The 24,435-nt window shown below is 38.3% G+C and carries 26 protein-coding genes and 1 pseudogene; 9 read left to right on the forward strand and 18 right to left on the reverse strand.

Going from position 1 to position 24,435, the window contains the following annotated elements; genetic code table 11:
- Positions 1-11 precede the first annotated feature (11 nt).
- Positions 12-845 (forward strand): AraC family transcriptional regulator, encoded by an 834-nt coding sequence (locus MHB37_RS28160; RefSeq protein WP_076303172.1) that lies wholly within the window; start codon positions 12-14, stop codon positions 843-845.
- 55 nt (positions 846-900) lie between these two features.
- Here MHB37_RS28160 and MHB37_RS28165 read toward each other — a convergent pair whose 3' ends face one another.
- The 7 genes from MHB37_RS28165 to MHB37_RS28195 form a co-directional block, all read right to left on the reverse strand.
- The gene (locus MHB37_RS28165) at positions 901-1,425 is read right to left on the reverse strand and encodes a hypothetical protein (RefSeq protein ID WP_076303171.1); all 525 of its coding nucleotides are present in this window, start codon (positions 1,423-1,425) and stop codon (positions 901-903) included.
- A 30-nt stretch (positions 1,426-1,455) separates the two neighbouring features.
- A complete protein-coding gene (locus MHB37_RS28170) occupies positions 1,456-1,956 on the reverse strand; it encodes a hypothetical protein (protein ID WP_405168746.1) in 501 nt (166 codons plus the stop codon).
- Between the two features lie 357 nt (positions 1,957-2,313).
- The gene (locus tag MHB37_RS28175) at positions 2,314-3,102 is read right to left on the reverse strand and encodes a helix-turn-helix domain-containing protein (protein WP_248549682.1); all 789 of its coding nucleotides are present in this window, start codon (positions 3,100-3,102) and stop codon (positions 2,314-2,316) included.
- A 421-nt stretch (positions 3,103-3,523) separates the two neighbouring features.
- The gene (locus MHB37_RS28180; RefSeq protein ID WP_341171117.1) at positions 3,524-3,895 is read right to left on the reverse strand and encodes an iron chaperone; all 372 of its coding nucleotides are present in this window, start codon (positions 3,893-3,895) and stop codon (positions 3,524-3,526) included.
- A 58-nt stretch (positions 3,896-3,953) separates the two neighbouring features.
- On the reverse strand, positions 3,954-4,388 hold the full coding sequence (locus tag MHB37_RS28185; protein WP_341171116.1) for a hypothetical protein: 435 nt from the start codon (positions 4,386-4,388) through the stop codon (positions 3,954-3,956).
- Positions 4,372-4,590: a helix-turn-helix transcriptional regulator gene (locus MHB37_RS28190; RefSeq protein ID WP_036681352.1), complete on the reverse strand. Its 219-nt coding sequence runs from the start codon at positions 4,588-4,590 to the stop codon at positions 4,372-4,374. Before MHB37_RS28190 ends, MHB37_RS28185 begins: the two co-directional genes overlap by 17 nt.
- Positions 4,591-4,902: 312 nt before the next feature.
- Positions 4,903-5,466 (reverse strand): PadR family transcriptional regulator, encoded by a 564-nt coding sequence (locus tag MHB37_RS28195; protein WP_076219066.1) that lies wholly within the window; start codon positions 5,464-5,466, stop codon positions 4,903-4,905.
- Between the two features lie 254 nt (positions 5,467-5,720).
- Here MHB37_RS28195 and MHB37_RS28200 point away from each other — a divergent pair, with 254 nt between their 5' ends.
- Together MHB37_RS28200 and MHB37_RS28205 are read left to right on the forward strand one after the other, a co-directional pair.
- Positions 5,721-6,191 (forward strand): tautomerase family protein, encoded by a 471-nt coding sequence (locus MHB37_RS28200; protein WP_339281450.1) that lies wholly within the window; start codon positions 5,721-5,723, stop codon positions 6,189-6,191.
- A gap of 50 nt (positions 6,192-6,241) precedes the next feature.
- Complete coding sequence (locus MHB37_RS28205) at positions 6,242-6,766, forward strand: histidine phosphatase family protein (RefSeq protein WP_339281451.1); 525 nt, start codon at positions 6,242-6,244, stop codon at positions 6,764-6,766.
- A gap of 522 nt (positions 6,767-7,288) precedes the next feature.
- Here the strand turns inward: MHB37_RS28205 and MHB37_RS28210 are convergent.
- The 3 genes from MHB37_RS28210 to MHB37_RS28220 all read right to left on the reverse strand — a co-directional run bounded on the left by MHB37_RS28210 (position 7,289) and on the right by MHB37_RS28220 (position 9,633).
- Complete coding sequence (locus tag MHB37_RS28210; RefSeq protein WP_339281452.1) at positions 7,289-7,777, reverse strand: DUF2199 domain-containing protein; 489 nt, start codon at positions 7,775-7,777, stop codon at positions 7,289-7,291.
- Positions 7,778-7,969: 192 nt separating this feature from the next.
- A complete protein-coding gene (locus tag MHB37_RS28215) occupies positions 7,970-8,374 on the reverse strand; it encodes a GNAT family N-acetyltransferase (RefSeq protein WP_076219062.1) in 405 nt (134 codons plus the stop codon).
- Between the two features lie 464 nt (positions 8,375-8,838).
- The gene (locus MHB37_RS28220; protein WP_076129790.1) at positions 8,839-9,633 is read right to left on the reverse strand and encodes a MerR family transcriptional regulator; all 795 of its coding nucleotides are present in this window, start codon (positions 9,631-9,633) and stop codon (positions 8,839-8,841) included.
- A 231-nt stretch (positions 9,634-9,864) separates the two neighbouring features.
- Between MHB37_RS28220 and MHB37_RS28225 the strand changes: the two genes are divergently transcribed.
- Positions 9,865-10,539: a DUF4097 family beta strand repeat-containing protein gene (locus MHB37_RS28225; RefSeq protein WP_405168747.1), complete on the forward strand. Its 675-nt coding sequence runs from the start codon at positions 9,865-9,867 to the stop codon at positions 10,537-10,539.
- A gap of 401 nt (positions 10,540-10,940) precedes the next feature.
- Here the strand turns inward: MHB37_RS28225 and MHB37_RS28230 are convergent, their stop codons facing one another.
- Entirely contained in the window at positions 10,941-11,414 is a 474-nt protein-coding gene (locus MHB37_RS28230) for a hypothetical protein (RefSeq protein ID WP_076129788.1), read from the reverse strand.
- Positions 11,415-11,914: 500 nt separating this feature from the next.
- On the opposite strand from MHB37_RS28230, the gene MHB37_RS28235 reads away from it, so the two are divergent.
- Positions 11,915-12,106, forward strand: coding sequence for a hypothetical protein (locus MHB37_RS28235; protein ID WP_076129787.1), 192 nt, complete (start codon positions 11,915-11,917; stop codon positions 12,104-12,106).
- A 1,326-nt stretch (positions 12,107-13,432) separates the two neighbouring features.
- On the opposite strand, the gene MHB37_RS28240 is transcribed toward MHB37_RS28235, so the two are convergent.
- Complete coding sequence (locus tag MHB37_RS28240) at positions 13,433-14,257, reverse strand: SDR family oxidoreductase (RefSeq protein WP_076129786.1); 825 nt, start codon at positions 14,255-14,257, stop codon at positions 13,433-13,435.
- Positions 14,258-14,427: 170 nt separating this feature from the next.
- Between MHB37_RS28240 and MHB37_RS28245 the strand changes: the two genes are divergently transcribed.
- The 4 genes from MHB37_RS28245 to MHB37_RS28260 all read left to right on the forward strand — a co-directional run bounded on the left by MHB37_RS28245 (position 14,428) and on the right by MHB37_RS28260 (position 17,507).
- Positions 14,428-15,246 (forward strand): MerR family transcriptional regulator, encoded by an 819-nt coding sequence (locus tag MHB37_RS28245; protein WP_405168748.1) that lies wholly within the window; start codon positions 14,428-14,430, stop codon positions 15,244-15,246.
- 559 nt (positions 15,247-15,805) lie between these two features.
- Positions 15,806-16,315 (forward strand): DUF2798 domain-containing protein, encoded by a 510-nt coding sequence (locus tag MHB37_RS28250; RefSeq protein ID WP_076129784.1) that lies wholly within the window; start codon positions 15,806-15,808, stop codon positions 16,313-16,315.
- Positions 16,316-16,433: 118 nt separating this feature from the next.
- Positions 16,434-16,583 carry a hypothetical protein gene (locus MHB37_RS28255; protein ID WP_179088800.1) on the forward strand — a complete coding sequence of 50 codons (150 nt, stop codon included), beginning with the start codon at positions 16,434-16,436 and terminating at the stop codon, positions 16,581-16,583.
- 549 nt (positions 16,584-17,132) lie between these two features.
- Positions 17,133-17,507 carry a glyoxalase/bleomycin resistance/extradiol dioxygenase family protein gene (locus MHB37_RS28260; RefSeq protein WP_076129783.1) on the forward strand — a complete coding sequence of 125 codons (375 nt, stop codon included), beginning with the start codon at positions 17,133-17,135 and terminating at the stop codon, positions 17,505-17,507.
- Positions 17,508-17,799: 292 nt separating this feature from the next.
- Here the strand turns inward: MHB37_RS28260 and MHB37_RS28265 are convergent, their stop codons facing one another.
- From MHB37_RS28265 to glmS, 6 genes and pseudogenes are all read right to left on the reverse strand, one after another.
- On the reverse strand, positions 17,800-18,180 hold the full coding sequence (locus MHB37_RS28265) for a DUF6262 family protein (protein WP_340932262.1): 381 nt from the start codon (positions 18,178-18,180) through the stop codon (positions 17,800-17,802).
- Positions 18,167-18,379, reverse strand: a complete 213-nt coding sequence (locus MHB37_RS28270; protein ID WP_305953565.1) for a hypothetical protein — start codon at positions 18,377-18,379, stop codon at positions 18,167-18,169. The genes MHB37_RS28265 and MHB37_RS28270 overlap by 14 nt, the downstream gene beginning before the upstream one ends.
- A 50-nt stretch (positions 18,380-18,429) precedes the next feature.
- Positions 18,430-20,286 carry a tyrosine-type recombinase/integrase gene (locus tag MHB37_RS28275; RefSeq protein ID WP_405168749.1) on the reverse strand — a complete coding sequence of 619 codons (1,857 nt, stop codon included), beginning with the start codon at positions 20,284-20,286 and terminating at the stop codon, positions 18,430-18,432.
- Positions 20,270-21,429 (reverse strand): annotated as a pseudogene (locus MHB37_RS28280) (tyrosine-type recombinase/integrase). The gene MHB37_RS28275 and the pseudogene MHB37_RS28280 overlap by 17 nt, the downstream one beginning before the upstream one ends.
- Positions 21,430-21,769: 340 nt before the next feature.
- Complete coding sequence (locus MHB37_RS28285; protein WP_081394076.1) at positions 21,770-21,895, reverse strand: helix-turn-helix domain-containing protein; 126 nt, start codon at positions 21,893-21,895, stop codon at positions 21,770-21,772.
- A 205-nt stretch (positions 21,896-22,100) separates the two neighbouring features.
- Positions 22,101-23,933 carry a glutamine--fructose-6-phosphate transaminase (isomerizing) gene (glmS, locus tag MHB37_RS28290; protein WP_076129781.1) on the reverse strand — a complete coding sequence of 611 codons (1,833 nt, stop codon included), beginning with the start codon at positions 23,931-23,933 and terminating at the stop codon, positions 22,101-22,103.
- Positions 23,934-24,435 lie beyond the last annotated feature (502 nt).

Raw genomic sequence — 24,435 nt, forward strand, 5'->3', positions numbered from 1 at the left:
TGCTGCCAAACATGAAGAAACAATGGTATTTGCCGACACCGGCTTTTTCAAAATATGTCTGTTATCCTGAATTTTTGGGACATTACACTCACTTTCCACAACATACAGAGAGAAGAAGCGAAGGGTTTCTGGGGAGTTATAACCTGCATTTGATCTTTGGTGGGGAGGGTTATGTATTCCATGAGGGCGAACGTATTCCGATGAGTAGAGGACGAGGTTTTCTGTACCCCAAAGGGGCTTATCAGCAATACGGCTCTGACCCAGGCGAGCCTTGGGATGTCCGCTGGGTTCATTTTAACACTGAAATTGTCCTTCCCTTATTAGAAGAAGTGGACCAGTCTCGTGCATACCTGTTCACTTTTGATTTGGATGCTAAGCTGGACGAACTATTCGAGGAAATGTATATACTAAGCGCTTCCTACGTGATCCGTAGTGAGCCAAGACTATCTGCTCTGCTGTATGAGCTTCTAGTAAAATTGCTGCAGAACTCCGAGCCGCTTCACGGTTCAGTACCGCACGAGGTTAGGCAGTCCATCCGCAGTGCTGCAGATATCATCCATGTCGAATGTGCCAGCCCTTGGTCTCTGGAATCGATGGCAAGATTGACCGGGTACAGCAGCTATCATTTTCTAAGGCTGTTCCGGGTGGTTATGGGTAAAACACCTAACCGTTATTTAACCGATTGTCGGCTGGCTAAAGCCAAGCTTTTACTGGTGTCCACAGGACTCTCCATTGCTCAGGTTGCGACTCAGTCCGGTTTTGCCCAGTCCAGCTATTTCATTAAAGTGTTCAGAAGGTTTGAAGGCATGTCTCCTGTGAAGTACCGGCAGGCTTTTGGGGCGTAGAGGATCTTCCTTCAGTCCGTTGAGATTCAATCTTAGTCTCTTGGATTTATCACCCTTAAAGATCATCCTTAAGAGAAATTTCACTCTCAATATCTAAACTTATTGTTTCGGAATGAATCTCCCCTTCATTATCATTCCATGTAATAGATAAAGTGGTATTTTCATAATTTTGTCTATTTTTATTTAATTCGTCATACGAATACGGACCTGTTATAGACGCGATATCAGTGTTACTTAATATTGAAACGGGTCCATCCGTTGACCTAGCTTCATTTACAAGAACTGTTTCATCCTTATTATTATTGTTTTTTTCATTGACTTCATACTTATAATAGCTACTATTCACTAAAGCGCTTGGGTCTCCCTTGAACACTAACTTCCCATGTCCCCGTAAAATTTTATTAGATGAAATTATTATTTTGTAATCTAAAACATCCCATGTATCCCCTGTACCCTTAAGTGTATATACTTGAACACCAGTGTTTAAATTTGTTTCGACCTCTTTATTGAAATATAAATAACTCCATATCGCATTCGAAATAATAACCACAGCTACAAGTACTAGGATTAGTTTTTTCATATCTGCTCCTTTATAAATACTCCCCAGCCATTATTTATATCTTAAATTCCACTCCTTAGACCATTTCGGGAAAGCTTCTCCGGTCAATTCTTCGAGTGTATTCCCATCAATGGTATAAACCCAGCCCATATGTAATTCATCGAAATCAGGAAAACTATAGCCTCCTATCACTTGATCGTCTGCTTCTAGCAGAAAAATCAGGGTTTGTTTTTTTGTATTATCCTTCTTATTATCTAAGGGGTGATTTTTAACGATGAACTTACTTGTAGTTATTTCCTTGCCTATATAATCGACTGGATCAACACTTTGAACACTCCAATATTGTATGTATGGCATTTCCGTCAGCAGTTTTTTATCTAATAAATATTCAGAAACAATTCCTTCATTACTAATGATCAGATAGCCCATATCGGTAATAAATTGTTCAGCTTTGCTATATTCTTTTTTTGAATTATCGCTAATTTGCTCCTTACTACATCCAAATAAAAAGATTAAGAATAACGGAACTATGATTACCTTTAATTTGTTCATAGGTTCCTCTCCTTGGATTGTTTATTATCTCCGCAATAGCCTCATAGATTAATCTTGTTGTATGAATTTAGTATCATCAAACTCTTTAGCGTCTTATAGGCTCTCCATTCCACGCTGCTCTTCTAATTATTATACCGTCTGACTTCATAAAATAAGTTTTAAACTGACCCTAGAAATTGAAACAGCGACAGCAATGGACGAGAAAATAAAGTCCTAAACTGTCGCTGTTTCATTGAACTAAAGTTCCCCATTACATAATATTCCTTAACTTATTTGCTTTCTTAATCAGGATTCGTTACATATTGTTAACAATAGACATCTGTCAAATATTATACATTGATTTAAGAGCCTAACTTATTATTCTGCCAACTTCTTTTTTATTTTACTCCAAAAGCCGTCATTCCTTCGATTAATATGCTTCTCATTGTAGATCAGCAGACTATAGGAGGACAACAAAGTAGATGTTCTAATAATTACATATGTGCCTATAGCAATCAAAATGACGCAAATAGGATAATAAGGGATTAACACGCCTTTGGAGATCCCCTTTCTCTCTAGCAAAAAGCCCATTCCACCTACCGCCAACATGCCAGCACCCACAATGATCACAGTTGCGTACCTACTCTTCAATCTATTCAAACGTTCTGTTAATTGCTTCACATAACCTTGATCCAGCATAAGAGCCTCTTTATCCAGCACATGGTACCTTTCCTCGTCTTTCAGTATGGCGGACACAAGAACAACGACACCCGCTGCCGCCAACAAAATGATAATAAGAAAAGAATAAATGACTTGTTCCTTCCGAAGCATCAAATACGGCAAAAAAGACATAATTAGAAGGCACACACCTGTCGCAATGCGATTGGATGACTTTCGCTGATGAATCAAATACCCTTCCGCCATCTCTTGGCTGACATAATACCCACGCTCTTCAACGCCGCCCTTTACCTCGCCCTCCTTTAGCAAATAATCAATGGACACCTCGAACAGGTTTCCAATCATTAGCAATTTTTCGGTTTCGGGGAACCCCTGTCCGTTTTCCCACTTGCTGACTGCCTGTCTGGTTGTGCACAGTTTTTCGGCCAGCACTTCCTGGGAATAACCTTTTTCTTTTCTAAGTTGCAACAATTTTTCACTGAAAGACATTTGCTTGCTCTCCTTTGCTATATCTTGCCTTAATTATAGAAAAACAATAGAGTCTATGCTATATGATTGAGGTTGCGTTTACGACACTTGCAGTTGCAAATGCGTAATACATTTTCTTCTGACATCTAGAATCGCAGCAATACCCTGACCTCTTAAACGTTTCCGCGTTCAGGAATACTAGTGGCTTAAGGCGTTCCAGCACCGGGTCGTAGTCTCCTCGGATTGTCTGCCTGCTCCGCATAACAGGTTGAACTAACGTGTATAAATTCGCTTTCAACATTCCATCCACCTTCCAAAATATTGAATATTTCGTGCTGAGAATTCTAATAAAAAAGACAAATCACATATTAAAAGTGACTTGTCCTCTGGTGCTTCCACTTATAAATTTGCTAAAAATGAATTGAACGCTAAATAATATGTTTTATTTCCTCCAAAAAGTTGAACAGTCTGCCTTATCCAAAATATTAAACTCGATCATTTTTTCAAGTAATGAGAAATCAACTGGACTTTCCCACCGGATGCGTAACAACTGCTTGGTGTGATCATAACCTGCCTGCACAATTTCATCAGAAAAACGATTAATTCCTGCAATTTCAGGGGCAACCGCCAAATGATGTTTGGATACACTAAAACCAATAATAAAAGTATCGTGATCGGTAAACATAGGCTGATTCCACGCAACTTTTGGCTTTAAATCAGTAAATTTTCCAGCTACCCAAGCTAAAACCTCTTCCATTCTTTCCCGATGTTGCAGGTTATCAATCTGCGCTAAATATTCTGCAAATACTTCCATGTCATTCTCTCCTAACAAAATATTTTCGAATATTCTAATTGATGTTACGTCATTCCAATTACATTCTCTTAGCATAATAATTAAACAGGAAGATTCCTAAGGAGATTTGAAAAACAAAAACACCACATAACACAGTGACTATAGTTTGATCTACTCCCATTAAACTAAATACAACAGTTAGAGCCATTAGGATGTAAAAGTTAACAATATTAGTTTTCCAACCCGCTTTTTCTCTTATTCTTATTTTCCGTTCATCATTAGCCTCAATTTTACTCATTCTAACTTTCTCATCATTCTTTATTTTGTTCTGGGGCTTATTAAGCCATAACGAATACACCATATTTCCTACTCCAAGCACTGCAAGGACTGAACCCACACCAATGAGCAAACCGGAAATTCCTTTTAGCTTCTCGTCAGTTAAAATAAATCCACCCATATAAACCATAATAGCACCTGCAATTGTTAAGAGCACCCATTTACTTGCCGTTTTCATTACCCAGCTCCTCCTCGTAAATGAAAATATCTTCAATACTCATTTCAAAAAATCGCGCAATCTTAAATGCAAGAATGATGGATGGGTTATACCGGCCATTTTCAAGTGAACCAATCGTTTGCCTGGATACTTCCAATTTATCCGCTAGTTCTTCTTGTTTAATGCCTTTTTCTTTTCTAATCTCTTCAAGCCTGTTTTTCAATATCTTACCTCCTGAAGCAATTATGGAAAGTTAACTTTCCGTAAGAATAACACATTGAAGTGTGTATGTAAAGCTAACTTTCCATTAGCTTGAAATTGATTGCAATTTAACCCGTGATCTTTATAGGTGTAATGATTTAGGGCACGCCTTGTTGATACTACATATGTAGAATTGGGCATGAAAAAACGCCACCCGTTAACTCCCTAATAGGAGTACGGGTGACGTTGAGTGTTTCACGGGCGACAACTCATGAAAGAAAACATCAATTGTCGGGTCATATAAATCTCTCAGGCGTGGGTTCTTTAGGATTATTCAAATGGATTTATTAAGCAAACTGATACTGTCATCACACCAATGAATAAGGCTGCTAAACTGTCTTTTCCCATAATCATTTGTGATTAGCCAGTATTTAATATTGGGGTCATCCGTTTCTTGCTTTAGAAGCCATTCCTCAAGTCCCAAAAAGATCTGTAATGCTTCCTCTAGCTTTTTCTTATGATCCAGTATATGCCCGATAATAATATCAGCTGAAGTATTACTTCCAAAAAAAACCTTTAGTAATAATTCGTTCTTCTTTAGCATCACCATGTGCTCCATGGGTTGGGAGAGCCAATTATTTAAGAGTTGCTTCCCCTGTTCTGTAATGCTGTATATTTTTTTATCAGGCTTTCCATCCTGGCGCTGTACACGGACTGCCACATCCTTGTTTTTCAGAAGCTCAGCTAGACCTGGATAGATTTGACCATAATTTTCTTTCCAAAAATACTGGGTGCTTTGTTCCATATGCTGTTTAATATCGTAGCCAGTGTGGGGACCAATTGTAAGAATGCCTAATATGGCAAGCATCGTGTTCTCTTTTGCCGATAGTGAAGCCATTTTAATATTACCTCCCATGGAAATGCTGCCAAAATCAAAACGCTAACCTCGAATGAAGCTGACAAGTTTATTATAAAACATTTCAGCTGAAGATACACTGATTTCGCACATATATTATAATAATATATATTTTTAAAATAATCTTTGTTGACAATGCTTTGATAGCCGTTTAGATTATAGGTATGAGCAGGATGCTCATTTAGAAGTCCGACTATTTCTTAAATGTCGCCTACAAAAAAAAGGAGCGAATCATCATGACTATGATTGCAGTTAACTATCCGGAAGGCCGTATTTCTTTAGAGCAACGCCGCATTCTTGCGGAAACACTGACAGATGCAGTACTAGTTCCAGAGATTGGACAGTTTTGCCCGCCTGCACGTGAAGGTTTCCAGGTCCGATTCTCAGAGTTCTCCACCGAACATATGGGTATTGGGGGGAAATTGGTAGTGGATACACCGGAAAGGGATATCATCCTCATAAACATTCTGGTCATGGACGGCGACTGGAGAAATGAGGTTCGAAAAGAGGTTATTCAGAATATACTTTCTAATTTGACCCAAGCTCTTGACATGAAGGAGCCATCTCCAGGCTGGTGGGTATCCTTCCAAGTGATCGATGAAGGGAGCTGGGGTTCTCGTGGAGGAGTATTGTCCATACTAGACCTGCTTGATTCAGGTGTCTTTACCAAAGAAAAAGCTGAGTCGATCCGTCAAAATTTTTCGTAATCTAAAGCTCCAGGAAATCAGAAAATTATAGATACATCGGGAGGTTAATCATGCTTTATGTGATCAGGCACGGAGAAACAGACGTTAACAAAGAAGGGAGAGTTCAGGGCCGCAATGGCCTTCCCTTGAATAACGCCGGATTCCAACAAGCGGAGAACCTTAAAGAAAAAATCAATAGAATCCAGTTTGATTATATCTTCTCCTCACCACAGGAACGAGCTGTTCAAACAGCTGAAATCGCAACCGGTATGCAAGCCTGCAACGATGAACGGCTTAATGTCTTTGATTTGGGCACAGCCGATGGTCTGAAAAAAGAAGAGGTCAGACTGGCAGGAGGCATTCCTGATCCAGCCTTTTACGAGAATGTTGAAGATGTCGCTAATTATGTCTCAAGAGTCTTTGGGTTTATGAAGGAGCTTGAAGCGGAACACGGTGGAAAAGAGATCAATATCCTCATATGCGGGCACCAGTGTACAACAGGCACAATAAGAGCATATTTTGAAGGGATGCCTGAGGATGGAAATATTCTGAAACTGGCGTCAAGAAATGGAGAACTAAAGACCTACGAGTTCTAATTTTCTCCGGAGTAAATTCCTGATCCAAAAAATGAGCTCTGACTAGCCAAGATCTCCGGTGTCCTTCAGATTTCCATACTAATGCAGCAGCTGCCCCACTCTTTAGGTCAGCTGCTGCATTAGTTACAAGTATATTTCAATTCACTCTCCGACCGTCCGGGAACTTGGACAGGACGATTTCTTGTATCTCCATCTCAGGTTGACCGATTAAGCAGTTGCTTCGACCGGTCCAGGCGGCAATTCAAATAATCAGGAAATAACATTCCGTACAATCATGGTAATAGCATCTAAAATTTGCCTTTTGAATAAAAAGTCCCGATGATTATTCACATCATCGGGACTAACGTGTCATTGTCAGCAGAAAATAAAATATTAGATTGTCTCTGTTTCATTGAACAAAAGTCTCCTGTTAGCTTAAACGACATTACACACCGAGTTTAGCCTTGCAAGGTTGTCTGCTGGCGTAGATATGATTTAATAAGATGTCGGCAGCTTCTTCGACTATAGATTCAAATTTTTCTCTTACTGACTATGATTTATTAAATGAGCAATTTCTTTAACTCTCTCCATTGTAATTCCTTCTCTTTGTTCAACTGCAAGTGGATGATTCGTTTGTTCTAATTCTATTAACGGAACAGCACCAACCTCTTGTGTATGCACCATTGTCTTTAACGATAATGTAGTTATTGGATATATTGAAAGTTCAGTCGATAACCAACCAAAATAAGGTTCTTCCGTCTCCCTTCCTTCTACGTGCAATAATTCATTAGACTTCAGAAAGTTTTCTTCACTAAGAGAAACCCACACACTCCATATAAATTTCTCTTTGCTATCGATTATTGGTATTTCAATATGGCCTCTAATAAAGAAATGCTGTTCATCAATTACACAAAAATCTCTAATTAATTCTGTTCTTTTCTCTTCTGGTACAGTGTAAAAATAATATGGTGCTTCACTTCCGTAACATAAAGGAAGTTCACTTAATTCGGTGTTACAGTGAGGGCATTTCATGTTTTCTGCTCCTTATAGTTTCTCGCCGATTTCTTATAACGTCTTATTCGGGAGCTTTGTGATAATTCCATCTTTTGAGTATTCGCGAAATTACTGAGTTATCCTGCCCCTTTACTTCAATAAAAACGGCAGCTGATCCTCTGATCGGCTGCCTTCTTGTTGCGATTAAACTATCGTGATCCGTTATTTTAATCATATCAACTCTGAGATAAACATTGGTGTAGCTCCATCCTCTGTATTAAAGCCAAACTTATTATAAAAATCCACTGCATGCGGATAAGAAATTAATACCTTTGTTTTACACCTTTTATATCTATCAAGCATTATATTCATCATTTCCTTACCTATACCTATACTCTGATAACTCGGATTAATAAGCATATAATGAAAATATACCGTTAAAACACCATCTGACAAAGCATTTATTAAACCGACAAGCTTTCCTCCTTCCCAAGCGGTAACAATTGAATGAGACCCTCCAATTGCTTGTAAAAGCTCGTTTGGATACTTGCCAGACTCCCATTCTACCGAAAGAAATAACTCTTGGAGTGCATCCTTAGTGATATCCTCTTTGCTTGAAGCGTAATAAATACTCACCCCTATACCTTCCTTTCATAAAACTAACTACGGCACACATCTGTTTTAAACTCCCATATTTCGATGGTTTTGCAATCCTTACGAAGCCATAAAATAATACCGACAAAGCAATTTCGGATTTATCAAAGTGAATAATCACTTTATTTACCTCAATATACTATTAAAAATATGTATAGAAAATGGATTAACTGCAGTGGAATTTGTATTTATTCACATTAGAGAATTCATGCGAATACTTTTTTCACTTAAGCATACTATTCCTAAGACTTATAGCGTTAATCTGCCAGTTAGCTAAATAGATAACATTGAACTATAGTTAAATATTTAGCTAATCGGCGAAGTATAACGTTCTTGTCCTCAGCCTGGGGCAAAAAACGTGCTTCCTTAATCAAAAAAAGCCGCTAAAATTAGCGACTTTTAATCAAATAATTTTCTTTTCCTAAACCCTTTCCTTTGTATTTAATCTAACATGTGCGTTTCTTAATGAACAGTTGTATCTGATAATCCCACTGCAATATTCCAGTCACAATAATGTTATGAAGAACAAAATCTGGACACACATCGTATTCCGTCTTTGCCCTTTCAAGTAAATTTTGTAATACAGCATTCTTATTCTCTTCGGTACAGTTTGCACACAGATAGTCCCCTTCTGGTAGCACAGTTAACCCCTCTAAAGACGGATATTTCAAGCAAACAGCAAATAACCGTGTTATTCCTTCAGTCGTGAACATTCCCGCCATATCTTCAAACAGAAATTGTGAATGCAGTGAAGTCTCAATTTGTTGATAGAAATGTCTGTGATAGTCCCATAAATTCTTAAGTGTGGGGCTTTCCATTTTATTCGAAAGCATAATTACCCTTTCCTCTATGTTTCTGACAAAGTAATTTTCACTTTGACTATAACCGTTGTGGAACTTATTTTCATAATGTAGATAGGCACGTTTAATTTTCGATTTTGCATACTGCAGACGAGCAATTTTATCGTCTGCTCTTTTTTCTGCCTGTTTTAGAAATTCAATTACTTTAGAGAGATCATTCTGCTGCAATATATCTTTAATATCCATTAAAGTAAGATCCATTGCTTTGAGCAGTTCAATGGTTTGCAGCTTTACGAGCTCCTGCTCGGAATAGTATCGATATCCCGACAATTCATCTTTATGGCATGGCTTGACTAATCCAATACGATCATAGTGCCGCAAGGTCTCACTGGTCGTCTCTACGATCTCTGCTGCTTGCTTAATTGTAAAATAGTTGTTCATATCTACCCTCTTGACCTTTTTGTAACACAAAAGTTTATGATGATTAAAACATATGCGACTGATAAACGCAACGAAATACAAAAATGGATTTATTACTTTTTCAAGATCATTATGTTCAACTCTAATACTTTGTTGCATATAGCAATTTTTTTTGCAGAGCAGCTTAGGATTGGTATTCGTAGGACTGGCTATATTAAAAAGAAAAATGATTTAACAAAGGAGCATTTTATAATGAAAAGTACTGCAAAAAAATTACTAACTACTATAGGCATATTTGTGACACTATTGATAGCATTGGCAGGATGCTCCTCCCACTCCACTTCCATGGAAGAAAAAAATTACATCATCCCTGCCCAAAAGATTGATACCTTAACAATTGATGTAAAGGACAAAAAAATAACTATCCTCCAATCTAAAGATGAACAAATTCATATTGTTTACTATGAAAGTGAGAAAGAATTTTACAAGATTGATCTATCTGATGATAAAGAACTGTCAATGGTAAGTGACAGTAATAAGGAATGGAATGACTATATCGGAGGAAAAGGCTCGCAAGTAACCAGAACTATTCAGGTATGGATACCTGACGCAACTTTAAAAAATTTGACTTTAAAAACATCGAATGAAAGTATTGTATTACCAACAATCGCGTTTTTGGGGACAGTGGAAGTAAACATAAATAACGGAAATATCCAATTGGACAAATTGAATGTAGGGACGGCTATAACCCTTGAAACAAAAAACGGAAATATTAGCGGTTCAATTCTAGGGTCATATGATGATTTCGCGATCTTAAGCAATGTAAAGAAAGGAGATAGCAATTTGCCTGCCAATAAAGAGAATGGTTCAAAAAAATTATCTGCTTATACAAATAACGGCGATATTACCTTACAATTTTCTGAGTAGCCAGTAGTTAAATATTAGCTCGTATGAAGTCAGATACAATATTGAAAGGGATAACCCCTGTTTCACTTTTGAAACTTCTGGTCCTACCTCTTCGACTATTCCACCGGCCTATGACCGATACAATATCCCTCCCTCTTGTAATGGAAAATCACCTTGATAAAGTTGTTAATCCGACCCGTAAATCGATTATCTTATGATGTACCCGAAGGCCAAATTTAAGCTTCATCGTGAATTCCATCAAAATAAGGTATAAGCCGTATTATAGCGGCTTATACCTTCATGATTTTGTTTGACTGTTTTGAACCATCCTTTGGAACTGAATGTATCCGATGCATATAAAAAGTACTACTATCGATATAATTAAAATAATACCGTATATTTAAACTATCCTGCCAGTTAGCTTAATGAAGCATCGTCAGTCTAATCGGGTTTTCATCTGTTTCATTTAAGGTTTCATTTAAGAGCAACGAATTGGGATACGATTTAAGAAATGTTGATTCATCTACTTTTAAAAAAAACTCGCCTTCAAAAATTAGTTGATTCGTATTAGGCCCGATTTGATCTAAATTTCTTGCTATCTCCGATTCCTTAAAGATACTTTGTTTATCTGCTCGCAAGAACATGCCATGAGGTGTATATAGTTGACTATAATACCCTTTTGCGATTTTTGATTCTACGGATTCTACGTTTTTTACTGATTCTACGGATTCTACGGATTTTACGTTATTTGTTGAAAAATTAGTGTTAACAGGATTTTCAACTGTCTTATTTACGGTTTCCATTTCTGGATAGGTGTCTGCTTTTGAATTTGATATTAATGCCACTCCTGAAATAATAGTCACTGCAAAGGCTATTAAATATATTTTTTTAAACATATTATCCCGCCCTTTCTATACCAATAAATTATTTCCTACTTTAAAACATTATATTCACTTAAATGTTGAACGAATGGATAAGGTCCGTAAAGGAAAAAATTAAACTATAAAATGTATTATTTTCCTTATTTTATTATACTACCTTTTAAAGTGCATGTGAACATCAGTTTACTATAATATTAATTTCCTTGCGCAATAATCTCCAATTCTCCTCTATGTAATATTATGTTCTAATAAGTCTTTTAATGTGTAGTCTACATGGACACAGATCAATCCACTTACAAAGAGTAGCCGAAGTATGGTGAACAGTAATGATGGTTATATTCCTAAAAACTTGGTTATTAAATTCCAAAATCTAAATGTATTAGTTTAGTATTTGGCATTGTATTAAAGTTACTGCAAACAAATCAAGAAATTTCACCCTATATAACTTGAACTCATAAATTGGAGAAGCGCTAACTTTAATCTGCACTTCACATCTTTAATGTCACTGGACAAGGATGACGCAGAATTTTTGGCAAAAACTCTCTTTTGCCAAACGCATCACCGGCACCGGCTATCCGTTTGAAGAGGATTCTTATCGGGCGCTCATTCTGGAGGAAATCCAGCGAGACTACGACCCGACCCAAGCAGTGTCGGACGACAAATTGCTGCTATGGCTGTCGCTGGTGACCGTCGTCCGCAGCTTGTGATCCCCTGATCCTACCGGAGTGTGGCGAAAACACGGCTACTTCTATCCCTGGAGCCGAGCTAATGTTGGTGGACGGTATTGGACACAACATTCCGCGCCAACTTAACAAAGTAATCGCTGATGGCATAGAGTGAACGGCTCATCGAAATTGATACGTGCTTCCTGAATAGTACTCAGCCGGAGTCCTGCGGCGTCCAATAGGGCTGAGTAGACCCAGGGGCAGGGTTGTTAATCAGTATAATACAAGCGGTACTCTTGGAACAGTTGTTATACCAGATCCATATCATCAATTAATTAGACCTCCTAATATAGACTCCATTTAAACGTATATGTGGTATCGATCGAAAAAGCGCCGGTTTCACGATAACATCATGAGCCGGCGCTTTTTTTCGTGGAGATTTTCCAAACAGAAGATGATCAGATTCAGAATCGAATTATTCAAGTAATCGTCACGATAGTTGAAAAAATTATTGAAGAGCAGGTGCTTCGGTATCCTGTCCTTTGTTAAACTATTCTCCCTCTATGAGGAATCACTTTTCTCTTGAATGCTCGTAATATCTTAGGTTTCTGATTTTATTCGTTCAGTGCAGACGACTTCATGGTGGAATCAAGTTGAAATCGAAGAAAATATTGGGACGAGGAAAAGCGCAAAAGAACATCTCCTTAACCACAGTCTGAAGAAAGTGGTTACCTAGGAAAAGTATGGTTGCACTTATGGATCTCCACATTCCTCATGGAGGTCAACCCTCCCAAGTCTCACAGTCCACGCTCCCACATTCCTTCATTCAACCTGTCCATGAGGTGGAGGTCAGATATGCTGCCCGACAGGATCTTCGTCCGTATGATAGTTTCGTTCCGACTCATCCGTGCTTCAGTTGTCTGTATCTCACTGTTTTGGTTCGAACGCTAATGAACTACTGTTTCGTTATGCTGCCGTACTTAAAACATTGAATTGAGGGATATCCTGCCCGTTAGTTTAATAAAAAGAATGCTCCCGCGCCTTCGCTTGGGCTGCGTCCTCCTCATTATATTCCATTTCCAATTACCTATTAAAGAACGTACGCGGGTAGCATGTAGTGCTTAAACAGGGGACTTATCTTATCCAAAGCACTAAGAAAATACTTTATTTTCCTAGTTTATCAAGACCTAAATTTAAGAAAGATAGATATATTAAAGGGTTTCACATATTAGTCATGACTAATATGTGAAACCCTTTATGTTCAACTATCGTTCCCCGTTAGCTTAATGGGCAATCATATTTTAGCTGAGGATATCTTAGTCTTAAATACTGAGCTGGCCATCCATTCAAGTCTTCAGCAAAAGAATTTTACTCAAAGTAGTGTTTGTTTTCAGTAACCCATTGGGCAAATGTCCTTGCTGGTTTTCCTGTTACTTGTTCTACTGTCGGTAAAACAGTATATGTGCTTTCAGGTGGATTCTTTACCATTCCTATGAGGAAGTATTCTATGAATTCATCATCATAGCCTTGATTTTTGGAGTTTTGTCTTACTTGTTCCTCAGTCAGTTCAATTAGCTCAATCGGTTTGCCAATAATTTCAGAAATCTGAGTAATCATACTCCTGGTAGATAACGATTGTGGACCAGTTAAAGTGTATATCTTTCCATGATGACCATCTTCGGTAAGCGCTTTAACTGCAACAGTGGCAATATCTGCTTCGTGAATTCTAACGCTCAAAGCATCAGGGAATCCCGTTCTTACAATCTCTTCTTTTTGAATGGATTCTGCCCAAAAATAAAGTGCATTCTTCATAAATTCTGCCGGCCTTAAGATTGTCCAGTCCATTCCGCTATCTTGAATGATGCTCTCTATTGGGTTTCCTTCATAATCCATCAACGTTACAATCCTTTTAACGTTTGCCTCTTTTGCCATTCGAATAATTCTTTGGTTTGCCAAAAATCTAGCCTCTGTTTGTTCACTCTGTGTAATTAAAAATAGACTATCGACAGTTTGAAGATGCCCTTGCAAGGTGTCGGGATTATTAAGGTCTCCTACAACAGTATGAACTTCAGGTGGAAGACTTGTGTTTTTGAGGTTGCGAGACAAGCCCCTTACCTCTACGCCTTGTGAAAGAAGTTGTTCTACAATGTGTCCGCCTACTGTTCCTGTTGCTCCTGTAACTAGAACTTTCATTGCTTATATCCTCCCGAGATGAAATTATTTAGGTGTTGCTAAATTGCCAAGTAACCTTCTTCGTAATATCCACTGAAATTCGATTAGATACTACTCATGTTCTACTGCTATTTGAAGGTTACTTGGTTATAATAAAGTGTGGTGTAACACCATAGTCAAGGAGGGGTTTTATGAAGAATAATTTTCAAACTCAATTAACTTCAGGACAATTTGCAAAAGTGATGGGTATTAGCAAGGATACTTTATTTCACTATGATCGACTTGGAATTCTTTCTCCTGAAGTTAAAGCTGAAAATGGGTATAGATATTATTCAATTAATCAAATTGATGTTTATAAAGTGATTTCAATACTTAAAGAATTAGAAATGCCATTAAAAGAGATAAAAGAATATTTAAATAAAAGATCACCTCATGAGCTCATTGTCCTACTTGATAAAGAAGAGGCAATGCTGAATGCAAAAATTAAACATCTTAAAAAAATGAAAAGTATAATATCAGAGAAGAGACAAATTACGAAGGCAGCAACTGAGATTATTCCAACTGAAATTATTATTGAGGAAAATATCGAGGAGTTTTTGGTAATAACAGAAGCTGATCCTTATACAAATGATAAAAGCATTTACGATTCTATGATAAAACACGAAAAGTACTTGAACATTTATAGCATTGATACCTCTCACACGGTAGGCTGGATGAGAGATACAAATAGAGTTTTAGCAAATGAAACGTTCAATTATGATTATCTCTATACAAGAGTTAGTGAACAATCAAATTATTCAAATTTCAAGCGAGAAAAAGGAACATATTTAACTGCGTTTCATACAGAGGGGTACTCGAGCGTAAGTGACACTTATGATCGAATAATAAAATATGCTAATGATAAGAGAATAGAAATAAAGGGATTTTTTTATGAGGATGTTTTGTTAGATGATCTTTCAGTTAGAGGTTATGAGGAGTATTTAATTAAGATCTCTGTTCGAATTTCATAGATGTAATCAGAAAACTAATCTCATATTATACTGACGGTAAATTAAACTATCCTGCTCGTTCGTTAGCCATACATGTAGCGCAAGCGCCGCACCACACATGATGAAAATGGTTATATCTGTTAACAATGCTACTATGGCTGGGAGAGGAAGGTCGATGAACTATGGTGCCTTAGAGTCCATCCGCTAGTCTGACTCCAACGAACCCCACTGCATCAAAGATTGTCGCTCCCTTTTGGGAAGCACTCATGAGAGTGTTTTCTGGGTCTTACTTCTTATGTTCTTATACTAGTATTGAGCTATTTTAATGTTCAAGGGAGTTTAAGTAAATATGTTCACAAGCTTTGACTGTTTCAATGAAATTCGGTTCACTCATTACAGGAATGCTACCCCATTTGTGCATAATAAAAAAGAGCATGCTATTTGTTTTAAATATATGTTTATGATATACTTGGTATTAACAGTGAGTATGCTTTAAAGCGCAGGGACCATCTGAAACCCAGATGGTCCCTGCGCTTTTTTCTATTTGCTTAATTTGAATAGATGAAAGAGAGGAAGAATAATGACAAAAGATAACCGACTACCACATAACAGCAAGGAGGGTGCGATTTATGGGATAATTATTTGTACATTGACAGTCATCTTTATGACAACTTTTAATATCGTGTTGAACAGTGGCACAATCAATTTAGCTATAGTTACCAAAATCTTAATTGCAATGCCCTTCATTTGGATCATCGCAATGTTTCTTCAACCAATAGTAGTTGGACCAATTGTTGATAAAATAGTTCGAAAATTAACCACTCCAACAGATAGTTTTTATCCCAAAATCCTATTGAATACATTATTTACGGTACTAGGAATGTGTGCATTAATGACATTGATAGGCACTATTATCGGCAATGGTTTCAGTAAGAATATTTTGCTTACTTTTCTGAATACATTTCCTCGTAATTTCCTAATAGTCTTGTTTCTAGAGTGCATAATCATTCAGCCAATTGCTCGTTGGGTAATGGTGAAAATCCATATTGCACAAGAGAGAAAATCCAGTATAACTACTAATTTGCTTTGATCTTGCTGACATCGTTTCCTTTAATTTATATCCCGGTTGGTACGGACCAGAAGATCCTGATGAGCTGTGTGATAAGGCCAGAGGCTGGGAAGACTCCACAGGCGGGCTTGGAAAACCGATGATCATGAGTGTATTCGGTGCAGATGGTTTTTATGGATATCGTTCACCTAGTATGGTGAAAGGAACAGAAGAAAGACAGGCGAAGACTATAGACAGCAACCTAACGGCTTACCGTAATCGTGATTTTGTCTCTGGCACGTACATTTAGCAATTCTGCGATTGTCGAGTAACAGAGGAAAAGATGGGGCCCTTATGGCGAGTGCAGACGCTTAATAACAAAGGGATCGTGGATTGGTATAGACGACCTAAGCTTGTACATCATGTAGTGAAAACACATTTTACAGATAAAAAATATAGAAGTCTTCATCCTCGTGTATTAGACACATGAATTAGGTAGATTTATCGAAAAAACGAGAACCCAGCAAATAGGCTCTCGTTTTTTGTCAACATTTTTTTAGTACAAGCCAGCTAAACGTATATAGAAGCATTTTGTTACGTTAAACTGCCCGTTAGCTAAATAGGCAGCCAATGATTTCGGCTGCCAATTGTCATAGTGCTATCGTGTCCCGTTAGTTGAACAAGTACGCTTTCTTTTATTACACAATATCTTCGTACTGTGCATCATCTAACGGGTAGTAGAGTTCATTCAAACTTCTTAAACTGTGCTAAAAAATGTGATCCTAATTGTGAATACGCATGGTAGAATATGGTCATGTAACTGTTTTCCAACAAATAATTAATTCGAGGGAGAGGGCAAATGTTAGTACCACAACTATATTTAAATGGTGCTTGTTCTGAAGCTATCGAACTTTATAAAAAGGTATTTAAGTCTGAGACAGATTCAATTATTCACGACTCTGGGAAAGAACCTGAAAAATTTGTTATTCATGCTGAAATACACATTCTTGGAACTAGGTTAATGCTTAGTGATTTTGGTGGAACTAATGAGTCATCTGTAGATTCCACTATGGAAATTGTCGCTGTATTTGAAAATGAAGAAGTTTTAAGAGAGGCATACCAAGTAATAAATGATGGCAGCAAAACAATTACCCCAATTGGTCCAATATTCTTCAGTGATTGTTTGGTCTCCTTTGTTGATAAGTTTGGTGTTCGATGGTGTTTCATGGTATAAGCGTGTCCACCTACAAATTCCTAAAAACTTGTCGTTAAAAACAAAACTGAGTTCCAATGATTATAACTAGGTCATTACGCTAACGGAGAACGATAGTTCAATAAACCAACAGTAGTCTAGAACTTTATTTTTCAGTCTAAGACAATTGTTGGTTACTTGTATTGGAGCCCGCAAAACGAGATCTTTTAGAATTCACTAATGAGCAGTATGCGTCAAATGCGACATAAAACCTCCACTTATCTTGTTCAACTAAACTGCCCGTTAGTTGAATAGGACGGCAACATACATTCTTTCAAATCCTCTGATAAACCTCCGCATATGAAAACTTAAGTTGTTCTCGTAATTTTTTATTTTCATCTTCGAGCTTCTTCATCTTACGTTTTAGCGAAGCAATGATGGCGTCCTTATTGTTTTCATCCATTTCTCGCTTGATTTGTTTTGGTGTCGGCACTTGAGCTTGCTGCTGACGAAGCGATTCAATGCGTCCACGTATCTCAGGATTGTTATAGAGCGTTGCTTTGCTTACGCCAGCATCCGTTGCCACACTATTAAAATTGATGCTCTCTTTGGCTTTTACAAGCCGCCTAATCGACTCATCCACTCTTTGTATGGTCTTTGCTTTGCGAGACTCATGAACCTGCTTTAAATGCGCTCTGCGATCATAATCGGACATTTTTTACACCCTGCTTTCCTTTGATACGCTCCATTCGCCCAAAGACGATGTTGCCTTTCCTGATCGTCTCATAGATGCTGGTCAGCCGATCAAGGTTCATTTGGTTTTTCTCCGCAATTTCGTCGCGGCCGTATTGTTTGGCAACTTCTATCATTTTCGAGGTCGATTGAATATGAATTTCGTACTTAGGTACGTCCATGTCAGAGAGACCTACAGCTAAGTTTTTACAAGGGCTTCCGCCGTTACAAGTTAAGCAGGGGGGGCCTCCGCGTATGGGCAATTTCCGTTTACACGGGCCCGACAGGAGCCGTAGGGATTATCAATCGCATTTAGTTTTTGATCACGCCAGAGCGTTTCCAGGATATCGTATGGGATTTCTTCATCCTTATGGATCTCATGGATTTTCCCATTCATATCAAAGCTAAATACGCCTTGTTTGATAACTGTTTCAAACGCCTTGCGCTTAGTATTGTCCAGAAGCTTGGCATAGCGCATTGTCATCTCAGGAGATGCATGCGCCAATAACTCTTGAACGATTAATATATCTGCTCCGCCGTTAAGCATCTTAATAGCATAGGTATGACGAAATTGATGAGTTTTAAAGTAGAATAAATTTCCGCATTCATCAGTAATGTTCACATTTCTTGCCAGGCAGTTCAATTTCTCTCCAACCCAGAATTGGGAATAAGGTCTGCCTTTTCTTGAACCACGAAATCGAATAAAGACGTATTTTTCTGGATTGTTGTCATCATTGCTGTTCTCAATTGATTTCTTTATTAGAGCCGCTACCATATTAGCTAATTCGTCATCGATTGGGATGCGACGACCTTTCACATATGTCTTTTCAATATCAGTTTCAATGTAGTATTTTCCATTGATTCTTAAAAGGCAATCTTGCGTTAATCCCAATACATCTGAGATACGTAAACCAGTCTTGAACGCTATCCATACCAAAGGTTGGACTTCTGAATGCAAATGATTTAAATTAGCAAAAAGCTGTTCTAATACATATTCCGGTATGTAATCAATTTGATCGTAAGGTTTCTTTTTACGTTTTGGTCTGTCTTCTGGAAAAAGCAGTTGTCTTGTATTTGTTTTTGGCGCAACTGTATATTCATAACGTTGAATGTCATCTAAAAACTTACTTACAGCAGATAGATTGTATTTAATGTATGATTCAGGATTTGAATTTCGGTTTGTAAGCTTTTTTGCACTTTGGTGCAGCGATTCAATATATTTTAGAATATGGCTTCTTTGAAGATCCTTTAGGTCATTCCATAAAGGCTCTAAGTTGCAAATGAAGTTTAAGAATCCAGGAATAACATTCATATAAACTACTGCAGTAGACCAAGAAAAATTGTTTTTATTTAAAAGACGTTGCTTTATATATTCTTTAACATTACTCCGAATTGAGGGGTTCCTTATTTTCGAGAAGTCAACAAAATGTTGAGATTGTGATTTATTATAATTAATCCCATACGTAGCATACAAAGCTCGGATATCCCAACGATCTTTATCCCATTCTTGGCGAGTATCTATAAGTTGAAATAAAGTAAAATGCATATGTCTTAAGAAGTGTGTAATTGAACATTTAATTATTTGTTCTCCGTACACATCATGTTTCCTTATAGTTTGTGTACGGATATTTTGATTCTCCAACCAAAACAGCCACTCATGGTCCGCCTTATTGATGTTCAAATCTAACAATGATTCTAGTCGAGGGTGTTTTTCATTAAGAAATCTTGTGAGCCGGTTTACGTTTGTGAAATTAGTTCCGAATAAGCTTGAAAAAGACCATTCATCATTAAATAACTTATGGAACACAACATACTTCATTTCAAGATTAACCCATGGGTTATTAAATTCGAATCGAATATTTCTATTTGATCGAATATATTTGTCTCGCTGATCCCGAAAGTTAGCTATTGAACCAATTACATCTACACTCCAAGTATTTTCAGTCATGAAATAGGGGTTCTCTATTTTGTGAAACGATACGGACCCATCATCATGAACTAATCGCTCTTGATAGCTGGAGATCTCTTGTTCAAGCCGATTATAATTCAACCTATCCGCTTTCATATGTTTTTTATTCTGTAACACCACTGTCAGTTATCTCCTTTGATTGTATATTGCCAAGCTGAAATGCATGTTGAGCTTTCTCCCAATTCTCACGTATATCTTCTTCCGATGGATGGACATACATGTTCATAGTTGTTTGAATATTTACGTGCCCTAATCGTTCTTGCACTTGCTTGATGTCTTTCGTTTGACGGTAGTATATTGTTGCATGCGTGTGCCGCAGCAAGTGAGGGTGAATGTGCATCCCTGTTTTCTTACACAGTACTTTAAATAAGGCGCGAACATCACGGTCATTCATCGGTTGTCCAACACGGTTTCCCCGCAGTTTAACAAATACGAAATTCGTATCGATTTCAAGTTCATCAATCACGTTGTATAGGTAGTCGTCGTATAAATCCATAATTCCCTGCGAAACATACAATTCCCGTTCACCTGTCTTGAGTTTAGCTCCATTCTCCAATTCACCGCGGTCCGTTAAACGTATTCGATGGCCATTCTTGTGATCGAATACGAAGTCCTCCATGAAGAGTGATAATGCTTCCCCTATACGTAGTCCCGTTTCAAACAACAGCTGGATCAACAATCGATCACGATTGTTCGTTGTAAACTCGTATATCTGTTCGACCTCGTCCTTATGCAAAGCCCTAGGTTTTCTTCTGGGTTCTTTCAGCTTTAAAATGTTCTTATTCGTCGGTTTTCCTTCATTGACATGATGTAGGAATCCCTTATATTTACTATGACCACCTCTAAATACTTGTCTTACCAGTTTACCTACCATATCGTTTTGGATCTCTTGAATACGGAAAAAGTAAAGTAATCATATAGGCTTGTTACCACTGTGATTATAAGATTCACTGATCTTTCTGTTCTTTTCGCTTCAATCTGTTGTAATGGAGTAACTTTTCCACTTTCAAACGGATTACGCAACCACCCTACAAAGTCAGCAAGATCCTTAACTCCTACTTCTTTGTAATCTATCTTCCGCTCTTCAAGATAAGTGAAATACTGTTTTAATGCATAGCAATAAGTCTTCAGTGTATTGTTGCTTTTACCTGTCTGATCCAGGTATTTTAAATACTTCATCACAGGAACAACTGGAACACCTACCGCATCCAACAGCAAATATCTCTTTTTATTATCATTAAGAATTACTTCTTGTACTCTCACAACAGCACCCCCAACGAAAGCTTTTATCCTCAATATATTAAATAATTTATACTAAGATTTAAAGCCTAAGTTAATATTTCTATTAAACAAAAAATAGAGGAGATTAGCCCATATAATGAACTAACCATCCTCTATTTACGTTACTACAATTAACTCAGTCTAGAACTTTATTTTCTTTTGACAATAATCAACAGTTACATTCTTTTTTTCTAGCTACAAACAATATTTGACGCCTTCATCAAGCACCAACTCTATTATAAAAACTCAAACTTTGTTTTAAAGACACCACCTAAACACTGAGTTAAATGTCACCAGACACTCCATCAACATATTAACAAAATTAAATATCCTCGTCGAATAACCAGTTTAAATCAACATTAAATTCTTTCCTTAATTCTTTTAGAGTTTCGGCAGAGGGTTTAGTCTTTCCCTGCTCAATTTCACTAAGTCGGCCTTGTGAGATCATCTTCCCCCATATAAAAAAAAGATAAAGCCGCCCTGTATTTTCAGGACGGCTTTAGATGTCAGTGTTGCTGTTCCACGCTCATTTTTGTCTTAAGCTTTTCAAAACACAACTCTATTGCAATTTTGTTACTCAAAACAATACTTTAATGTTCAGAACAACACATTAATGTAATTAGTCAAACAACTGTACTTTCACATCACCAATTCTACTCCACAGTAACACTCTTCGCCAAGTTACGTGGTTTATCCACATCATGACCCAGCGCAAGAGAAGCATAATAGGACAATAATTGCAGAGGCACTACGGACAAAGCTGCTGTCAGCATTGGAAGTGTTTTAGGAATCACGAACACTTGATCAACTGATCTAAGCAGGTCAGTTAAATGCTCTTGGTGAGTGATTGCCAGCACGTCTGCGCCGCGAGCTTTTACTTCTTTGATGTTGCTGACGGTCTTCTCAAGTACAGCTTCCTGAGTTGCCAGGGCAATAACTGGAACGCCTTCTTCGATCAGAGCCAATGTACCGTGTTTCAATTCACCTGCAGCATAAGCTTCGGAGTGAATATAAGAAATTTCTTTCAGCTTCAAGGATCCTTCTTGAGCAACAGCGTAGTCTACGCCGCGGCCGATGAAGAACAAGTTTTTGTGCTCAGAAATTTGTTCAGCATAACCTTTGATCGCTTCTTTTTGAGCTAGGATCTCTTCGACTTGTTCTGGCAGAGATTGCATAGCTGCAAGAATCTTAGTAACTTGTGCTTCGGTTTGTGTACCACGAACTTCAGCCAAGTAAAGAGCAAACAATCCAAATGCGATCAATTGTGAAGTGTAAGCTTTGGTCGAAGCTACTGCAATTTCTGGACCTGCCAAGGTTACCAACACATCATTTGCTTCGCGAGCAATAGAGCTGCCCACAACGTTAGTGATCGCCAATACATGTGCCCCGTTAGCTTGTGCTTCACGCAGAGCTGCCAAAGTATCTGCAGTCTCACCGGATTGGCTGACTACGATAACCAAAGTTTCTGGAGTCACGATTGGTGAACGGTAACGATATTCCGAAGCGATATCATTCTCAACCGGAATACGAACCAAAGATTCGATCATAGTACGTCCTACCACACCAGCGTTGTATGCCGTTCCGCAAGCAACGACTTGAATGTTACGAATGTTCTTGATTTGTTCTTCAGTCATGTTCAGTTCAGGCAATACAACCTTGTTACCTTCGGCATTGATACGACCACGCATGGTGTCGCGGTAAGCCTTAGGTTGCTCGTGTATTTCTTTCAGCATGAAATGCTCGTAGCCGCCTTTTTCTGCGGTAACTGCATCCCAATCGACAGTAATCATTTCCCGAGAAATAAAATTGCCTTCAATCGTCATCAATTCGACAGCATCTCTTGTCAGCACAGCCATTTCGCCGTCGTTCAAAATATATACGTTACGGGTATATTCAAGCAGTGCCGGAATATCTGACCCGATAAAATTTTCTCCTTCGCCAAGACCGATAATGAGCGGGCTAGCTTGACGCACAGCCACCAGTTTATCTGGCTCATATTCAGTCAGGACACCTAATGCAAACGCACCGCGCATGAACGTAATCGCTTTTTGTACAGCCTTCACGATATCTCCGTCATATTCGCGAGCAATCAGATGTGAAATAACTTCTGTATCGGTTTCAGAGACAAAGTGGCATCCGCCAGCGATCAGCTCTTCTTTCAGATCCAGATAGTTTTCGACAATACCGTTGTGAACTACCGAGAACTTCATGCTGTTATCCGTATGTGGATGTGAATTCTCATCGGATGGTTTACCGTGAGTCGCCCAGCGTGTGTGTCCGATACCTGCGCTACCTGCCAGCGGGCTGTCTTCGAGCTTCGACTGCAGATTCGCCAAACGGCCTTGAGCTTTCACTACTTGCAGTCCTTCTTGGGTGAATACAGCAATACCAGCGGAATCATATCCACGATATTCCAATTTCTTCAAACCCTCAACCAAGATCCCCTGCGAATTCTGATTACCAATATATCCTACAATACCACACATTATAATTTCCCCCGTCCGAGTTATCGTAATGTGGCGGCATAAGGAAAGAAACGTGCCGTGCGGCATGTTTTTGAGAAAAAGCAAATATTCTGTTGTATTTTAGGATCAACAAAATAAACTGTCACTTACATTCTAATGTTCATGAAATGCACAGCCTTCTCCTCTGCCGTGGCAGAAATAACGTGTTTCCTTCTGATGCGCGCACACATGAATAATATAATTTGTTGCACCCATGAAAACGTTGTGTGAAAGGTCGCCCTTTCATTTTCCGTATCCATTTACGGCTCTGGTGCATCACCGGGAGGTCCCCGCCGAACATTTCGAACACCTCCACCTCGTCAGCTTACGTCTGCCGTGATCCGTTCAAGCCATAGCCTACATAACAAGTAAGCAGCTTTCCCTTCTCCCCCGCGCTAGACCAAGCTCTGGCGCTTGCTATTGCTAACCTCACAATCCCCGCTTTCCTTCTAGAATGACACTTAATCTATTATATGCACCTTGT

The sequence above is a fragment of the Paenibacillus sp. FSL H3-0286 genome, assembly GCF_045040705.1.
Classification (GTDB): Bacteria; Bacillota; Bacilli; order Paenibacillales; family Paenibacillaceae; genus Paenibacillus_AQ; species Paenibacillus_AQ odorifer.